This window comes from Clostridium sp., from assembly GCF_036639235.1.
GTDB lineage: Bacteria > Bacillota > Clostridia > Clostridiales > Caloramatoraceae > Clostridium_AB.
Genome location: NZ_JAVWJB010000006.1, coordinates 64,408 through 82,181, shown reverse-complemented (window position 1 = coordinate 82,181; position 17,774 = coordinate 64,408). Strand labels below are relative to the sequence as shown.

Genomic DNA, 17,774 nt, shown 5'->3' with positions numbered 1-17,774 from the left:
CAATTACAAATGAAGTTCCTGAGGCATTATCAAGTGCACCAGGGTAGATTCTTCCGTCACTATCATATCCAACATGGTCAAGATGTGAGGATATAATAAGTGGAGAAAGTGCGCTATTACGCCCCTTAATCATTCCTATAACATTGTTACCAGTAACTGTTTTGTTATCAGTATTAGTTGTTATTTCAAAGGTAGCTCCTGCCTTGCTAAGGGTTTCAATTTCATTAGAAACATCCTTGTTTACCATAATCTTATTAATGCCACCCTTATAGGTTTTCTGTAGTTTATATGGTGTTCTAAAGTCAAACTGGGATTCGGTGGTGTATATTACAGCCTTAATAGAATGGCCTATTAATACATCATCTAATTTATAAATGTCATCTATTTCAGTTACCATTTCTTCTTTAAACATATAAATAGGTGCCTTGGTTGAGATTTTTGAGGAGATTTGACCTTTTACAGTACCGCTTGTACATTTTCCAAATCCAATTTCCTTATAATCGATTCCATATTTATAGCTTTTAAGTAGGTTGCCCCTAGCATCGTATGCTTTAAATGAGCATGCTCCATTTAGTTGAACGTTATTTAGCTTAAATTTTTGTATGTAGGTTTTGTTATCTCCCATAGGAGTAAGACCAATATTTTTAAATTCACTTTCTATATATTTAGCAGCTTTTTCTGCACCGGTATCCCCTGTAAGTCTTCCCTTATATTCAGGAGATGATAGTGTTTTTATATTATTCATAAATGAAATTGTATTAAAGTATGGATGCAAATAAACTATAGCTAAATATGTAAAAGTTAATACTGTGGGAAGAATTATTTTAAACATAAAATGCTTTTTCATGAAATCACCTCACTTATATATATTAGGAATAAAAGTCATTTATTCACAGAGTTACCCACAGAAAGTGTGGATAAGTCTGTGAATAACCCTGTTGAAGAAAAGTTAATAACTTTTTATGCTTATTATTTTGGGGATAAGAGTAAAAACTCTCATAATATTATTCCTTTTAAATATAATTTAGTATGTAGGGAAAAGAGGTGATAAAATGTCTAACGATAATCATGACTTAGATAATGAAATAAATAAGCTCCTAAATGATATAGCAAAAGCCTCTAAAAAATTAGATAGTGAAGAAGGAGATGTAGGTGACTCCTTTCAGGAGTTTGTTGCAGATGGGTGTAATAATACTATAAAAGGTGGACATTTTGTTAATGACCCATGTGATAGCTGCTCCCGAAAAAAGGTTATAACTAAGACTTGGAACTGGATTAGAAATTTAGATTATACTCCTCCCTATATTGATGTAGATGTAAGGGACTTTCAATTAGCCCTAATACTTGAGAAAATTGAACCTAAAATTGTAGAGAAGGTATTTAAATTTCTAATGTATAGGGTTAGTATATATGAAATTATAGGATGTATTGATGATCCTGAGTGGAAGATGCAGGCAGAGAATATATTAATGGCAAATGGTTATTATAATTTTATAAGGCAGAATTTCGGTGAATTTACTAAGGAAGAGATAAGCCAATTGTTATTTGATATTAATTTTTGCCTATTTGACTTTCAAAATAAAAGAACACTTGATTCATCAGAATGTGTAACTATGATTAAGTATTATATTGTGTATAGTCTTCGTAATATGATGAAGACTAATATTGTTAAAATAGTAGAAAGTATAGAACTTGACCTTGAGTATCATATTGCTGTTATTCAGGGAGAAATCCAATATATTATTAAATGTTTATTAGAACAGCTTCTTATAACACCATTTTCACCTTCAAGTAATTATACAATTACAAGTTTTAATAAGGTAGGAGCTCTTTCAGATTTACTTGAGATATTCAATGGGATTAATCAAGGAAGACATGACCAAAGAGATGATTTTAAACATATTAGGGATACAATTCATAGGTATGAGAAGGTTCTTAGAACCTCATTTGATTTTTTGAATAGAAAGATTAAGGAACTTGAATGCCTAATGAACCAAAGAAGATATATTGTAGGTATTACAGGTCTATGTGGAAGACCAACATTTGAAGAAGAATATCCTGAGGTTGTTGCCCCTGCAAAACCTGTTATTATCCTTAATCCTTATGAAGTTGGAGGAAACCCATCTACCCCATCTAAGTAGCACATTTATAATAAATGTTGTATTATTATATGTTTTAAAGTAAACTAATTGGTGTAGATAAATTATTAGAGAGGTGTTTTTAATGGAAGAAGGGCCTAGTTTAAGGAATATAACTGAATAGGTCTTGTCTTAGGCTAATTCCTAGTCTGAGGTAAGGCTAGGAAGGGAGCGATTAGGTTGTTACAAATTTACAAAACAACAGAAAATGGAACACACGAAATCGATACTATAGAGCATGGAAGCTGGATTAACCTTAAGAACCCAAGTGAGGAAGAATTAGTTCTTGTTTCAGAGAAAACAGGATTATATGTAGAATTTCTTAAGGCTGCCCTTGATGAGGAGGAAACTTCAAGACTTGATTTTGAAGAAGATCAGCATCTTGTTATTGTAGACATTCCTTTTATGGATGTTGAAAATAACTCAGTTCAGTATCACACAATACCACTTGGAATAATTCTTAATGATAGTTATATAGTTACAGTATGCCTTAGAGATAGTAGAATTATAGAGGACTTTATGCATAAGAAGGTTAAGAACTTCTACACATATAAGAAGTCTCGTTTTATACTTCAAATACTTCTAAGAATAGCAACTTACTACTTAAGCTATCTTAGACAAATAGACAAAACAAGTAATGTTATAGAATCAAGACTTCACAAGTCAATGAAGAATAAGGAGCTTATTCAGCTTTTATCACTTGAAAAGTCACTGGTATACTTCTCAACATCACTTCGCCAAAATGAAGTTACACTTGAGAAGATGCTAAAGCTTAGCATTATGCAAAAATACCCTGAGGACCAGGATGTTCTTGAGGATGTTATAGTAGAAAACAAACAGGCCATTGAGATGGCTAGTATATATAGTAATATTCTATCAGGTACTATGGATGCATTTGCATCTATAATATCAAACAACCTTAATATAGTTATGAAGTTCTTAGCTTCAATAACTATTATTATGACTATACCGACTATTATAGCAAGTATATATGGTATGAACTTTACGTGGATGCCACTACTTGATAATCCATATGGATTCTTTATAATAATGGGTTCAATGGCAGTATGTTGTGGTATAGTTTACTGGATATTAGCGAAGAAAGATATGTTTTAATATAATTTTTACAGGTAGCTATGCAGGCTACCTTTAGTTTTGCCCATATAAATACGAAAACTTACTAAAGAAGATTGAATAATTAGACTAATAAGTTTGGAGGGGTTAATTTGTCTATAGCGGCTTTAGTGAGTTTGTTAATTGGAATGGGTTCGCTGATTGTTGGATTCTTACTTGAAGGTGGACATCTAACAGCATTATTTGAATATACAGCGGCTGTTATTGTTGTTGGGGGAACTATAGGGGCAGTTGCACTTTCTTTCCCGTTTAGCATACTAAAAAAGGTACCTGCTATTTTAAAGATTGCATTTGGCAAGGAGCAGACCAAAAACATGTCAGAACTTATACTATATTTTAAGGATATATCTATAAGAACAAGAAAAGATGGATTACTAAGTATAGAAGAAACTATTAGTTCAGATGAAGCTCTTGATCCATTTATAAAAAAGGGACTTCAGCTAGTAGTAGATGGGGTAGAACCACAAACTGTTAAAACAGTACTAGAGTCTGAAGCATATATGATATCAGAAAGACATAAGGCAGGAATTGCAATATTCGAGTCAGCAGGTGGATATGCACCTACGCTTGGAATTATGGGGACAGTTATGGGACTTGTTCACGTACTTGGAAACCTTGAAAATCCAGACACTTTAGGCCCTCAAATTGCAGTTGCATTTATAGCAACACTTTATGGGGTAGCAACAGCTAATATTATATATCTACCAATAGGTGGAAGACTAAAGGCTATTAATAATATTGAAGAACAACAAAATGAAATGATAATAGAGGCTATTATATCTATTCAAGAAGGACTAAACCCTAATACTCTAGTAGAAAAGCTTAAGAGTTTCCTTGATAAGGATGAACTTAACGCAATTAAGGAGAATAAGGAGGATTAATTATGCCTAGAAAGAAAAAGGAAGAGAGTCATGTTAATCATGAACGATGGCTAATTACCTACGCTGACCTTATAACTCTACTAATGGTATTTTTTATTATTATGTATTCTATGGGAAGAATGGATATACAGAAATATCAACAGCTTGCAACTTCTCTAAATGTAGCATTTACAGGGGGAGGGAAGAGTCCTATAGGAACTGAAAAACCTCCAATAAGTGAAGGTGGAATAGTAGTAATACCAGAAGCAAAGCAAATGGAAAATGCGAAGAAAGAGGTTGATGAATACCTTAAAGGTGAAGGATTATCTAATAAGGTTGAAACTAATATAGATGAAAGAGGACTTGTTATAAGTCTTCAGGATACAGTAATATTTGATTCAGGTAGTGCGGCTGTGAGGCCACCTCAGGCTGAAACATTAGTTAAAATAGGTAACATATTAAAAAAGATGCCTAACTATATTAGGGTTGAGGGACATACTGATAACGTTCCGATAAAGAACACTAGATTCTCATCTAACTGGCAGTTATCATCTGTAAGAGCCAGTAATATGGTAGAAATATTAGTAGCCAATTCTTCAATTGCACCAAGTAAAATTTCAGCAATGGGATATGGTGAATATAGGCCGGTTTCAGACAATTCTACTATACAAGGACGAAGCAAAAATAGAAGAGTTGATATAGTAATACTTAACAGTAAGTACAATGAAACAGAAAAGAATTCAGGGCCTAAGGTAGACCCTGTTATAAAGAAATAAAAAGGGAAAACATAGCTTTTTATCGAATTTTAGATATTAGGTTATGTTTTCTTTTTTATGGATTTTAATTTATAGTAAGATTACATAGAACATTAGTTAAAATTAGGACGAGTTGTTCTAACTAGGAGGATATATGAATATTATAGAGATTTTATCTGCAGAACTTAAAGTATCAAAGAATCAGCTTGAAAGCACTATTAAGCTAATTGATGAGGGAAATACTATTCCTTTCATTGCAAGATATAGAAAAGAGGTTACAGGGGGACTTGATGATACAGTTCTAAGACTTCTAAACGATAGACTTTTATACCTTAGAAATCTTAGGGACAAGAAGGAAGAAGTTGAAAGACTTATTTCAGAGGGTGGTAACCTTACAGAGGAAATATCACTTGCACTTTCAAAGGCTAAAACAATAACAGAGGTTGATGATATATATAGACCATTTAGGCCGAAAAAGAGAACTAGAGCAACTATTGCTAAGGAGAAGGGGTTAGAGCCTTTAGCTGATATAATACTTGCTCAGGACTTTAATTACAGCCTAAGTGAGAAGGCAGCAGAATTTATATCAGAGGATAATGGTGTTAACACAGTTGAGGATGCATATAATTATGCTTCAGACATTATAGCAGAGAGAATCTCAGATAATGCTGATTATAGAAAAAGAATTAGAAACCTTACATTCATAAATGGTAAAATACAAACAAAAAACAGTGAAGAGAATCCTGTTTACAAAATGTATTATGATCATATGGAAGACATAAGTAGAATACCAGGTCATAGGGTTCTTGCTATAAATAGAGGAGAAAAGGAAGGGGTACTTTCAGTTAAAATACTAGCACCTGAAGATAAGATAATATCTGTAATTGAAAGGGACCTTATAAAAAGAGATGGTGAGGAAACAGCTATACTTAAGAATGTAGTTAAGGATAGTTATAATAGATTAATTTCACCTTCTATAGAGCGTGAAATTAGGGGAGAGCTTAAGGAAATGGCTGAGGAGGGTGCTATTAAGGTATTCGCTAAAAACCTTAAGTCACTACTTATGCAATCACCTGTTAAGGGAAAGGTTGTACTTGGGTTTGACCCTGGGTTTAGAACAGGATGTAAGCTTGCAGTTGTTGATGAAACAGGTAAGGTTATAGACAGTGGCGTTGCATATGTTAATGATGGAGCATCACAGGGAAAAAGAGCAGATAGTAAAAATGTTCTTAAGAAGATGATACTTGAGAATAGCGTTGAAATAATATCACTTGGAAATGGAACAGCTTCACGTGAGTCAGAAATGGTTATATGTGAACTTATTAAGGAAATTGAAAAAGAAGAGGGATTAAAACTATGTTATGTTGTAGTATCAGAGGCAGGTGCTTCTATTTACTCAGCATCTGAACTTGCAGCTAAGGAATTCCCTAACTTTGATGTTTCTATTAGAGGAGCAATATCGATAGGTAGAAGACTTCAAGACCCCCTTGCAGAGCTTGTTAAGATTGACCCTAAATCAATAGGGGTTGGTCAATACCAACATGATGTTACTCAAAAAAGACTTGACGAGGCATTATCAGGGGTTGTAGAGGACTGTGTTAATAGTGTAGGAATAGACCTAAATACAGCATCAGCTGAGCTATTAACACATATAGCAGGAGTTAACGCTTCAATTGCTAAGAACATAGTTGAATATAGAGAAGAAAACGGTAAATTTAAAACAAGAAAAGAAATTCTTAAGGTTAAAAGACTTGGAGATAAGGCATTTAAGCAGTGTGCAGGTTTCTTAAGAATAAGTGAAGGCAAAGAATTCCTTGATAATACAGCTGTTCACCCAGAGTCATATGAGGCTTCAAAAAATATGATTAGTATCTTAGGATATAGTAAGGAGGATACTAAAAATTGTAATTTTTCAGATATTGAAGAAAGAGCAAATGAATACGGACTTAATAAATTATCAGAGGAAATAGAAATTGGATTAATTACGCTTCAGGATATAATTAAAGAAATTCAAAAGCCAGGAAGAGATATTAGAGAGTCACTTGAGGGACCTGTATTTATGTCAGATGTCCTTGAAATGAAGGACTTAAAGCCAGGTATGGTACTTAAGGGTACGGTTAGAAATGTTGCGGATTTTGGAGCATTTGTAGATATCGGAGTTCACCAGGATGGGTTAGTTCATATAAGTCAAATGTCAACTAAGAAGGTTAATCACCCACTTGATATTGTTAAGGTTTCAGACGTTATTGAGGTTAAGGTACTTGAAGTTGACCTTGAAAGACAAAGAATATCTCTAACTATGAAAGGGATATAATGGGAGGAATTTAAGTGAAAGATAGTAGTCTTCTAATAAAAAACGGAAATATATACACCATAACAGGAGGCATTCTAAAGGAACATGACATGCTAATTGAAAAGGGTAAAATAGTTGATATTAGAAATAATATATTAGGAGAGTATCCTACTATTGATGCTAGGGGACTAAATGTACTTCCAGGGTTTATAGAAGCACATTGTCATATTGGAATAGAGGAGCCTAGTGGAGTGAATTCAGGTAATCTTAACGAGACATCATCTCCTATAACTCCTTATATTAGAGGAATAGATGGTGTTAATTTTAGTGATCCTAGCTTTAAGAGGGCACTAGAAAATGGAGTAACAACAGTATCAACAGGACCAGGTAGCGGTAATGTTATAGGAGGAACTAGTTGTATACTTAAGACCTATGGGAAGACTCCATATGATATTATAGTTAGGGAGAAACACTCTATGAAGGCTGCACTTGGGGAAAACCCTAAGAGAATACATGGATTAAAGGGAAGATGTCCCATTACTAAAATGGGTATAGCACATCTACTACGTGATTCTCTTAGAAAAACTAAAATATATTCCCTAAAAAAAGCAGTCAATTCTAAGGGAAAAGAATATAATGAAATTGACATAACACTTGAGGAGTTAGTTCCTGTTGTTGAAGGAGATATGCCATTATCTATTCATGTTCACAGAGTAGATGATATATTTACTGCTCTTAGAATAGGTGAGGAATTTAATCTAAGGGTTAATCTTTTACATGTTACAGAGGGAATAGAACTTAGTGACAAGATTAAGCAGCAGGGATATAGTGCTGTTATAGGTCCTATTATGAGTTTTTCTAAAAAACAAGAAACCCATAATAAATCTAATTATACAGTTAAGGAATTTATAGATAAGGGAATATTAACGTCTATTACAACAGACCATCCAGTTACCCCTATTGAATATTTAGGGATTTCTGCAGGGCTTTGTGTACGTTACGGGCTTTCATATATTGATGCTTTAAAGTCTATAACAATTAATCCAGCGAAGATACTTGGAATAGATAAAAAAGTAGGAAGTCTTGAAATAGGAAAGGATGCTGACATTCAAATTATAGATGGTACTCCACTTGAAGTTATGAGTAGGGTTTTATATGTAGTAGGTAACGGAAAAATAGTTTATGAAGCATTAAGTTAAAAAGGGAGTAATTAAAGTGGAAAGTAGAAAACTTCTTATTAAAGGCGGGAAAATAATTACTGTTACAGGTAAGATATACGAAAAGGGAGATATCCTTATTAAAAATGGAAAGATAGCAGATATTGCAGAATGTATTGTAACTACAAATGTAGATGAAATTATTGATGCTACGGGATATACTATAACCCCAGGGCTTATAGATTGCCACTGTCATGTAGGGATATTTGAAGATTCAATAGGTGAATCTGGAAGTGACGGTAATGAAACAACAGACCCATTAACACCACATCTGAGGGCACTGGATGGGATTAACCCTATGGATAGGGGATTTAGAGATGCTCTAGAGGGTGGTGTTACAGCTGTTTGTACAGGACCTGGAAGTAGCAATGTACTTGCAGGAAGCTTTACAACAATGAAAACATATGGCTATAGAATAGATAATATGGCACTTAAGAAGGTAGCTGCTATTAAGGCTTCATTTGGTGAAAATCCAAAGACCAACTATGGTAGTAATGGAACAGCACCTAAAACAAGAATGTCTATAGCTGCAATGCTACGTGAAATATTAACTGAGGCTAAGATGTATAGCGAAAGAAAAGAATTTGCAAAGGATATATATGACATGGAATTTAATATGAAGCTTGAGAGCCTTCTTCCTCTAATCAATAGGGAAATACCTCTTAAGATTCATGTTCATAGAGCAGATGATATATTTACTGCAATTAGAATAGTTAGGGAGTTTAACCTAAGGGCAACACTAGACCATTGTACTGATGGACACCTAATTGCAAATGACCTTAAGGAAGAGGGCTTTGATGTTATAGTAGGCCCGGCACTTACAGATAGGTCTAAGGATGAGGTTAAAAACCTTACATTTGCCACTGCTAAAGCACTTAATGATGTAGGACTCACTGTTGGGGTTATAACAGATCACCCTGAGGTTCCTATTAATAGATTAAGTGTATGTGCAGCACTTTGCGTAAAGGAAGGGGTATCTAATGAGGATGCCCTAAAGATGATAACTATTAACCCAGCTAAGATACTTGGTATAGACAAAAGGGTTGGTAGCATTGAAATAGGTAAAGATGGAGATATTGTTATTTTCGATGGAGACCCATTAGATGCTAGAACAAACGTAAAGTATACAATTGTTGATGGAAAAATAGCTTATACATCTTGTAATGTATAGAATAATTTGATATTATATACATGTAATCTTCAGGGCAGGGTGTAATTCCCTACCGGCGGTAAAGCCCGCGAGCCGTAAGGCATGATTCGGTTAGATTCCGAAGCCGACAGTATAGTCTGGATGAAAGAAGAACAGCATAGGTATTTTTGTGCTCCTGATTATTTCGGGAGCATTTTTTTATGCTATCCCTTGGCCCTGTATAACTAGGAGGGGTATTATGAACACAGAAAAAGAGCCAAGCTACTCAAAGGAGTGTTGCTCTTCATCTAAGATGAAGGCAGACACACTTATCAAAATCTCAATTTTATCAGCTATAGCATTTATTATTATGATGCTAGATTTTCCGCTGCCAATTTTCCCAGCTTTCCTTCAAATTGACCTAAGTGATATACCAGCTATTATTGGTGGATTTGCTATAGGACCACTTGCAGGAGTTGCTATAGAACTTATCAAAAATTTAATTCACTTACTAACTTCAAGTACAGCAGGTATTGGAGAGATGGCGAACTTTATAGTTGGTGCTGTTTTTGTATATGTTGCATCAGTTATTTACAGAAAGTCAAAGAGCATAAAGTCAGCTACAATAGGGGTAGCGGCAGGAACAATAGTAATGAGCTTAGTTGCTTGTATATTTAATTACTATGTGTTAATTCCGTTATATGAATCAGCACTTGGTATTCCAATAAGTGGAGTAATAGAGATGGCATCACAGGTTACATCACTTGTAACAAATCTTGAAACAGTAATCTTATATAGCATACTACCATTTAACCTATTAAAGGGGATAGTAGTATCAGCTGTAGTATTATTAATATACAAGAAGGTAGAGCCTATAGTTGCTCCAAAATGCAGATAATAAATAGGTTTACTGATAATTTAAGCCTTGATAAAGGTTAATAAAGATCCGAATTTTACTTAAGAATATTGATTAGATCATAATTTAAACATAAAAAAGTGGCTATCTTGCATGCAAGATAGCCTAATTTAATGTGGGGAAAACTTGACTAGTAACTTAAGTCAAGATTCTGTCTATTTTTAAGTTAGTTTTCTTAATAAGATTTACAGTAATAGGAAGAATCTCTATACCTTTACTGTCCTTAGTTATTCTTAAAACTGGTCTATCAGGGAAACCTTGATTTTGGGAAATTACAGTTCCACTTTGACCATTAGTTAGAGTAACCTTTGTATTATTTGGGTACATAACAAAATGTTTTCTAAATATATCTACAATATCTGGATCAAAATACTTACCTGAACTTGCTAATATAAATTCATATGTTTCAGGATAGGAATATCCACTATGATAGCTTGTCTTAGTGGTTAGTGAACAGAAAATGTCTGCAATAGCAATAATTCTTGAGTATAATGGGATGTTTTTTCCTTTAAGTCTAAAAGGATATCCTGTTCCATCAAATTTTTCATGATGGTGAAGTATTGCCTTCTTTATTGAGTCTGTTAAAGTTTTTGCAGATTCAGCTGTTTCATATCCATAAATAGTATGTTTTTTTACGATAGCCACATCTTCATCGGTTAGGCTTCCTTCCCTTTCAAGTACATCAGCTGGAAGTTTATACATTCCAACATCATGTAATAGGGCAGAAGATGCTAGTTCTGATAATTGGGTATCTGATAAGTCTAGTTTTATACCTAGAAATATTGATAATGCGGCTGTGTTAAGTGCATGTGTATAGTGACAGAAATACGGATTAACAGTATATAGAATATCAAGTGTTTCATCTTCAATTTTTGAAAGCACTGCTGATATTATACTAGTAGTTGATTCGAATAACTTTTCTGTATCAAGGGTATTTTCCTTGGCTACCTCTGAAAATATTTGACGATAATTTTGAAGGGTTATTTCCCGTGCCTTAGGCATGTCTACCTTAGGACGACTACCTTCCTTATAATCAAGTTCATCCTCAACATATACTTCTTTTATTCCAAAGGAATGAAGTTTTTTTATATAATCCTTACTTAATACTGTTCCTTTTGAAAGTACAACACAACCATCATTAGTAGAAATATCTAAAGCTAAAACATCTTTGTCGGTTAAGTTACTGATTTTTGTAGCTTTCATATTAACACCTCTCCACTTATTATCCAATATAGTGAAAAATTTAGTGGACACTATAAAAAATATTAAAAAATAATCACTATTTTATATATCGTGGAATATATTCAAAAGAATAGGGTCTTTTCTAAAAAAGATAAAATAAGGAATAAGTTTTTATAATAGTTTGTTGACTTGGTTAACAGACTGGGAACAAAGTTTTGTTCCCAGTTTAATCATCAAAACACTCCTTAAAAATAGATAGGGCTTTTTTACAAACCTTGCCCTCATTAGCCATTTTATCGATTATTGCAAAGGTATCCTGCTTAGTAAAGTTTTTCTTATATGGCCGAGTACTTGTTAGTGCATCGTATATATCACAAATTGCCATCATACGTGAATCAAATGATAGATCCTTAGCTGTTAGTCCAAGTGGATAACCTGTGCCATCAAGCTTTTCATGATGGTTAGAGGAAATATCAACTATGTCTTCAAGTCCATTAATTTTTGAAAGTATTACTCTTGTATAATATGCATGGGACTTAACAATTGAGAATTCTAAATCATTAAGTGTAGCATTTTTTGTAAGTATAGTCTCAGGAACTGCAAGCTTTCCTATATCATGTAGTAGTGCTGCAATCTCAAGACGGGTTTTCTTTTCGTAATCATAATTTAAAAAGTCACAAAGCTTAATCACAAGATCTGCAAGATTATATGAATGCTGATAGGTAAAGCTACTTTTATTATCTATAATATCAGCAAATACATATGCAATATCACGAAGTTCGTCTATTGTTATTGGAAGGCTCTTAACCTTTAAGTGAACATCGAAGTTAGCAGAGGTAAATCCTAGCATTTCATAATCCCACCAAAAACAATCATTTGACTGAACATCTAGAAAAGCCTTAACTATTTTACTAGAAAAAATAATATTCTCATTGGATATAACCCACTTAGTTATTTTATCCCTTTGAAGATAATTAGCTTCATCTGAGTTGTATAATATTTCAAATACATCTGCTAGTCTTATAATCTGTGCTTTAATGGGAAGTGAAGCACCAGAAATTCCATATGGACCTGTTCCGTTATAGTTTTCATGGTGGTATTTAACTGCTTCACTAACTTCACTATTAAATGGAAGTTTAGATACTAGCATATAACCTTTTTCTGTATGGGTTTTTATAAAGTCAGGAGTTGTGTGTGATTCTACTAGATTACAGCAAACACCTATGTCATGTAGCATAGAGGAGATGTAAACATCTTCTAAAAACCTATCATTATATGAAATTTTTTCTGCAATCTTAAGTGCTACAAAGCATGTACGCTTTGAATGGTTAAAAAATTTGTGGTTAGCAAGGCTTGGTGAACTATAGAAGTTCTCCCTGTGAAATTCTTTTTCCTTCGATATAGTAGATTCTGCTATGTCAATTGACATAGAAATAGCATCTATTAGCTCGAAAAGGTTAAACTTTTGCATAAGATTCTCCTAACTGTAAATATTTATACTATATACTATTATCGGAAATAAATAATTATATGAACAATAAAAGTGATAAGTTTATAAAAATTTAAAAAAACTTTTATGAAAGTCATAAGTATTTTGTATAAAAGTGACGATAATTTATTAAAGATTATTGATAATATGGAATAATTTATTTATCATAATATATATTAGTATGAAATAACAAAAAAGGTGGGGATTAAATGAAAGCACTAGTTGTTGGAACTTGGCTTAAAACTATCCAGAGAATGTATGATAGTGAAATAGTAGCCAAATCGCTAGAAAGTGCAGGTATGCCTAGAGATAAAGTGTTTACACCATTTGAAGATATAGATGATGCTAAGGTGCAAACTATTATGAAAACTGTATCTTCATCTAAGGGAATAGATATTAAGTCATTATGGAATAAGATTGGGGAGGAAAATGTTGAATCGTTTTTAAGAGACTATCCAGCTTTTTTCAAGCATGATAATTTATATAACTTCTTAAGATCTATGTATGATGTACATGTGGTTGTTGTTAAGAAAATTCCAGGGGCTAGACCTCCTATACTTAACATAGAGCCTATATCAGATTATGAAGCTGAGTTTACATATTCATCCAATAGGGGGATGTTTGACTATTTTCAAGGCTTACTTAGTGGTGCATCTAAACACTTTAATGAGAATCTTAAGGTTGAAGAGGTTGAAAGAAGAAGTGATTATCTAAAGCTTAGACTTACATTTACTAATAAGATTTACTACAAGAAGACATTTAAGGTTAATAAGATAATGTCACTTGGATTTATAAAAAGCATTGGCATTAAGGTTTCACTACTATCAACACTTATATTCCTAGCTCTTTATGGATTAAGTGCACTTGTCTTAAGTGGATGGGCTATGGGAGTAGCTTCAGTTGTTAGTGCATTTATTGCACCTGCAGTATCATTTAGTTTACTTGCAAAATCACCTTTAAAGTTTATTGGTGAGCAATTAGAAGAACTTGAGGGAAACTGTTACTCAGAAGATATAGATATGAGGACAAATGATGATTTTGAGGAGCTTTATGGAGTACTTAGAGAGTATAAGGCTAAGGTTCGTGCTGATTTTGTTGGATTTAAGGGCATGACTGATGAGATGAATACATTTAGCAAGGGTCTTAGTGATATAGCTTCAAGAATGGACATGGCATCAAATGAAATATCAGGTGTAGTAGAACAGCTTGCAGATGCTTCTATGCTTCAAGCAGAAGAGACTGAGGGTTCCGTTGCACTACTTAATACAAGTATTGAGGAAATTAAACATATTGTAGATATTGAAAGACAAAATAAAAACGACCTTGAGGATGGAGCGAAAACTATTGAAGCTAGCTTTAATAGTGTTATGGATACGGCAAATAAACTTCAAAATATTCTAAGTAGCTTTGAGGGAGTTAAGAATAATAGTGTAGAACTTAAGAATAAGGCAGAGGGTATTACAAGTATAGTTGCCCTTGTTGATAGTATAGCATCACAAACTAATCTATTAGCACTTAATGCTTCAATAGAGGCAGCAAGAGCAGGAGAACAGGGCAGAGGGTTTGCAGTAGTTGCAGATGAGGTTAGAAAGCTTGCAGAACAGTCAAGTGATGCTGTAAGTAGAATAAACTCAAACCTAAATCAGTTTGTAGGAGATATTGAATCACTTGTTGAAGATGTTGAAAAGCAGTTTGTAATACTTAGTGAGGAAAATAGAATACTTTCATCTGCAGTAGATGAAAGTAGTACAGCTAATAGTAATATTCAAAGGGTTACTGAGAATATAGTTGAAACAGCTGAAAGATTAAGTTTACAAATAGATGCAACTTCAAATATATACGATAAGATAGAATCACTTGCTGCAATTGCAGAGGAGAACTCAGCTTCTTCAGAGGAAGTAAGTGCAAGTGTTACAACATATACACATGAAATTAAGAACCTAACTGAAAGTGTTAACCACTTCCAAAAGTTAACTGAGGAGTTCTCAGGAGAAATAGATATCTATAAGATATAATAGTGTCTTAATTAGATTATAAAAAAGGTTTTTAAATAGGGATTTAGTTTACTAAGTCCCTATTATTATAGGTAAAGTGGGGTGAATAAGTGGGGGTATTCATAGTAGGAATAGTTGTTTTCTTAGTAGGGGTTTTGCTTTTTATAAGACTTGGAGGAGTAGGAGTTAAACCCTTTAGTCCAGTGGAGAACACATTTATACATAAGGAAGATAGGGTAGATGAAAGAATAGTTATACTTGATAATATTCATAATATGAGGGATATTGGTAAGATACAATCAAGATGTGGTAAGAAGGTTTCAAGTGGACTTATTTATAGAACCGATAGACTTTCCTTTGCAGGTGAAGATGATTTAGAGAAAATAAAAAAACTAGGAATTAAAACTTCAGTAGACCTTAGGGAAAATAGAGCATTTGAAACCAGACCTAATAAGCTACCTAGTAATGTTAAATATATTCATATACCTATATTTGAAAAGGTTTCAAATAAGGTTAAGTGGGCAATGCTATTTAGTAGGAACTCATTAGATAGAATATTTTCAGATGACTATATATATCAGGTAGAACATTGTGCAAAGTCCTATGGAAGGGCATTAGAGGTTATTTCAGATTATAATAACCTGCCTCTTATGTATAACTGCACTTCGGGTAAGGATAGGACAGGAATACTTACAGCATTAATACTTATGATAATTGGAATAGACGAGGATGCTATTGTTAGAGATTATTCCCTATCCAATTATAATTATGATAATATATATAAAGCATTCGAAAAAAACTACGGAAAAAGAATAAATAAGCTTTGTAATAGCGTAGGGGAATTAGGTCTTGTTGTAGGGGTGAACCCAAAGTGGATGATAAGAACAATAGATTATATTAAGGATAACTATGGTACTATTGACTACTATTTATTAAGTAAAGCTAAACTTTCAAGTGAATCAATTGATAAAATAAGGTATAATCTACTTGAAAGAGATGAAAGTTTTTAGAATTTATGATACAATTCATAGAGATTTTAAGTAAAGAAAAGGATGAGTGAATTTGATAACTGTAACTAATGTAAGTTTAAGATACGGCGGAAGAAAGCTGTTTGAAGACGTTAACCTAAAGTTTACTCCTGGTAACTGCTACGGCGTTATCGGAGCTAACGGAGCTGGAAAGAGTACTTTCCTAAAAATATTATCAGGTGAAATTGAAGCCAATACTGGTGAAGTTTCAATACCTAAGGATGTTCGTGTATCTGTTCTTAAGCAGGACCACCATGCATACGATGAGTATAGCGTTATGGATACTGTTATTATGGGTAACAAGCGTCTATACCAAATCATGAAGGAAAAGGATGAGTTATACGCAAAGCCTGACTTTAATGATGAAGATGGAATTAAGGCATCAGAACTTGAGTGTGAGTTTGCTGATATGAATGGATGGGAAGCAGAATCAGAGGCTTCAATGCTTCTACAAGGACTTGGTATCCCAGTAGATATGCATGATAAGATAATGGGAGACTTAACAGGATCTGAGAAGATTAAGGTTCTTCTTGCACAAACTCTATTTGGTAACCCAGGAGTTCTTATTCTTGACGAGCCTACTAACAACCTTGACATTAAGTCAATTGCTTGGCTTGAGAACTTCCTAGTAGACTTTGAGGGAACTGTTATTGTTGTATCACACGATAGACACTTCCTAAACAAGGTTTGTACGCAAATTGCTGACGTTGACTTTGGTAAGATTAAGATCTACGTAGGTAACTACGATTTCTGGTACCAATCAAGCCAATTAGCTCTTCAAATGATGAAGGACGAGAACAAGAAGAAGGAAGATAAGGTTAAGGAACTTCAAGACTTTATCGCACGTTTCAGTGCTAATGCTTCTAAGTCAAAGCAGGCAACATCAAGAAAGAAACTTCTTGAGAAGATAACTATTGATGACATTCAGCCATCAAGCAGAAAGTATCCATACATTGGACTAAAGCCTGAGAGAGAAGTTGGTAACGACATTCTTGTTGTTGAAAACCTTTCAAAGACAATAGACGGTGTTAAGATTCTTAACGATGTAAGTTTTAGAGTTTCAAAGGGAGATAAGATTGCCTTTGAAGGAAGTAATGAAATTGCTAATACAACTCTTTTCAAAATACTAGCTGGTGAAATGGAGCCAGATTCAGGAAGCTTTAAGTGGGGAATTACGATTACTTCTTCATACTTCCCAAATGACAACTCAGCATTCTTTAATGATAGTGACCTAAGCCTAGTTGATTGGCTACGTCAATACTCAGAAGAAAAGGCTGAGAGCTATATAAGAGGATTCCTTGGAAGAATGTTATTCTCAGGGGAAGAAGCTCTTAAGCAAGCTAAGGTTCTATCAGGAGGAGAAAAGGTTCGTTGTATGTTATCAAGAATGATGCTAAGTGGAGCTAACGTTCTTATGCTAGACCAACCTACTAACCACCTTGACCTTGAAACTATTACAGCACTTAACGATGGACTTAAGGCATACAACAGTGTAATACTATTTACATCACATGACCATGAGTTTGTTGAAACAATTGCAAATAGAATTATTGAGTTTACAGCTGATGGACTAATTGACAAGGAAATGACTTACAACGAGTACCTAGAGCTTAAATTTAATAGCTAATTAGTATATTAG

14 protein-coding genes and 1 riboswitch are annotated in these 17,774 nt (G+C 33.6%); of the genes, 11 read left to right on the top strand and 3 right to left on the bottom strand.

Going from position 1 to position 17,774, the window contains the following annotated elements:
- Nucleotides 1–847 (bottom strand): M28 family peptidase (locus tag RR539_RS03240; RefSeq protein WP_332500211.1); only part of this gene is annotated, 847 nt, incomplete at its 3' end.
- Nucleotides 848–1,052: 205 nt separating this feature from the next.
- Between RR539_RS03240 and RR539_RS03235 the strand changes: the two genes are divergently transcribed.
- The 8 genes from RR539_RS03235 (at nt 1,053) to RR539_RS03200 (ending at nt 10,424) form a co-directional block, all read left to right on the top strand.
- On the top strand, nt 1,053–2,141 hold the full coding sequence (locus RR539_RS03235) for a hypothetical protein (protein WP_332472891.1): 1,089 nt from the start codon (nt 1,053–1,055) through the stop codon (nt 2,139–2,141).
- Between the two features lie 177 nt (nt 2,142–2,318).
- Nucleotides 2,319–3,254: a magnesium transporter CorA family protein gene (locus RR539_RS03230; RefSeq protein ID WP_332500210.1), complete on the top strand. Its 936-nt coding sequence runs from the start codon at nt 2,319–2,321 to the stop codon at nt 3,252–3,254.
- 110 nt (nt 3,255–3,364) lie between these two features.
- Nucleotides 3,365–4,153 carry a flagellar motor protein gene (locus RR539_RS03225; RefSeq protein WP_332472889.1) on the top strand — a complete coding sequence of 263 codons (789 nt, stop codon included), beginning with the start codon at nt 3,365–3,367 and terminating at the stop codon, nt 4,151–4,153.
- Between the two features lie 2 nt (nt 4,154–4,155).
- The gene (locus RR539_RS03220) at nt 4,156–4,908 is read left to right on the top strand and encodes a flagellar motor protein MotB (RefSeq protein ID WP_332483710.1); all 753 of its coding nucleotides are present in this window, start codon (nt 4,156–4,158) and stop codon (nt 4,906–4,908) included.
- Nucleotides 4,909–5,041: 133 nt separating this feature from the next.
- Nucleotides 5,042–7,201 (top strand): Tex family protein, encoded by a 2,160-nt coding sequence (locus RR539_RS03215; protein ID WP_332500208.1) that lies wholly within the window; start codon nt 5,042–5,044, stop codon nt 7,199–7,201.
- Nucleotides 7,202–7,215: 14 nt separating this feature from the next.
- Nucleotides 7,216–8,379: an amidohydrolase gene (locus RR539_RS03210; RefSeq protein WP_332472886.1), complete on the top strand. Its 1,164-nt coding sequence runs from the start codon at nt 7,216–7,218 to the stop codon at nt 8,377–8,379.
- A gap of 16 nt (nt 8,380–8,395) precedes the next feature.
- The gene (locus RR539_RS03205) at nt 8,396–9,568 is read left to right on the top strand and encodes an amidohydrolase (RefSeq protein ID WP_332500207.1); all 1,173 of its coding nucleotides are present in this window, start codon (nt 8,396–8,398) and stop codon (nt 9,566–9,568) included.
- Between the two features lie 21 nt (nt 9,569–9,589).
- A riboswitch (FMN riboswitch) is annotated at nt 9,590–9,704 on the top strand.
- A gap of 81 nt (nt 9,705–9,785) precedes the next feature.
- Nucleotides 9,786–10,424 carry an ECF transporter S component gene (locus RR539_RS03200; protein ID WP_332500206.1) on the top strand — a complete coding sequence of 213 codons (639 nt, stop codon included), beginning with the start codon at nt 9,786–9,788 and terminating at the stop codon, nt 10,422–10,424.
- Nucleotides 10,425–10,580: 156 nt separating this feature from the next.
- Here the strand turns inward: RR539_RS03200 and RR539_RS03195 are convergent, their stop codons facing one another.
- On the bottom strand, nt 10,581–11,645 hold the full coding sequence (locus tag RR539_RS03195) for an HD-GYP domain-containing protein (protein ID WP_332472883.1): 1,065 nt from the start codon (nt 11,643–11,645) through the stop codon (nt 10,581–10,583).
- Between the two features lie 205 nt (nt 11,646–11,850).
- Nucleotides 11,851–13,095: an HD-GYP domain-containing protein gene (locus tag RR539_RS03190; RefSeq protein ID WP_332500205.1), complete on the bottom strand. Its 1,245-nt coding sequence runs from the start codon at nt 13,093–13,095 to the stop codon at nt 11,851–11,853.
- A gap of 227 nt (nt 13,096–13,322) precedes the next feature.
- Between RR539_RS03190 and RR539_RS03185 the strand changes: the two genes are divergently transcribed.
- The 3 genes from RR539_RS03185 to RR539_RS03175 all read left to right on the top strand — a co-directional run bounded on the left by RR539_RS03185 (nt 13,323) and on the right by RR539_RS03175 (nt 17,762).
- Nucleotides 13,323–15,128, top strand: coding sequence for a heme NO-binding domain-containing protein (locus RR539_RS03185; protein ID WP_332472881.1), 1,806 nt, complete (start codon nt 13,323–13,325; stop codon nt 15,126–15,128).
- Between the two features lie 89 nt (nt 15,129–15,217).
- Nucleotides 15,218–16,117 carry a tyrosine-protein phosphatase gene (locus RR539_RS03180; protein WP_332500204.1) on the top strand — a complete coding sequence of 300 codons (900 nt, stop codon included), beginning with the start codon at nt 15,218–15,220 and terminating at the stop codon, nt 16,115–16,117.
- A 52-nt stretch (nt 16,118–16,169) separates the two neighbouring features.
- Nucleotides 16,170–17,762 (top strand): ABC-F family ATP-binding cassette domain-containing protein, encoded by a 1,593-nt coding sequence (locus RR539_RS03175; RefSeq protein WP_332500203.1) that lies wholly within the window; start codon nt 16,170–16,172, stop codon nt 17,760–17,762.
- The last annotated feature ends 12 nt before the right edge of the window (nt 17,763–17,774 follow it).

Coding starts and splice junctions, on each gene's coding strand:
- RR539_RS03235 (WP_332472891.1), top strand. CDS start 1,053: ATGTCTAACGATAATCATGACTTAGATAATGAAATAAATAAGCTCCTA.
- RR539_RS03220 (WP_332483710.1), top strand. CDS start 4,156: ATGCCTAGAAAGAAAAAGGAAGAGAGTCATGTTAATCATGAACGATGG.
- RR539_RS03215 (WP_332500208.1), top strand. CDS start 5,042: ATGAATATTATAGAGATTTTATCTGCAGAACTTAAAGTATCAAAGAAT.
- RR539_RS03200 (WP_332500206.1), top strand. CDS start 9,786: ATGAACACAGAAAAAGAGCCAAGCTACTCAAAGGAGTGTTGCTCTTCA.
- RR539_RS03195 (WP_332472883.1), bottom strand. CDS start 11,645: ATGAAAGCTACAAAAATCAGTAACTTAACCGACAAAGATGTTTTAGCT.
- RR539_RS03190 (WP_332500205.1), bottom strand. CDS start 13,095: ATGCAAAAGTTTAACCTTTTCGAGCTAATAGATGCTATTTCTATGTCA.
- RR539_RS03185 (WP_332472881.1), top strand. CDS start 13,323: ATGAAAGCACTAGTTGTTGGAACTTGGCTTAAAACTATCCAGAGAATG.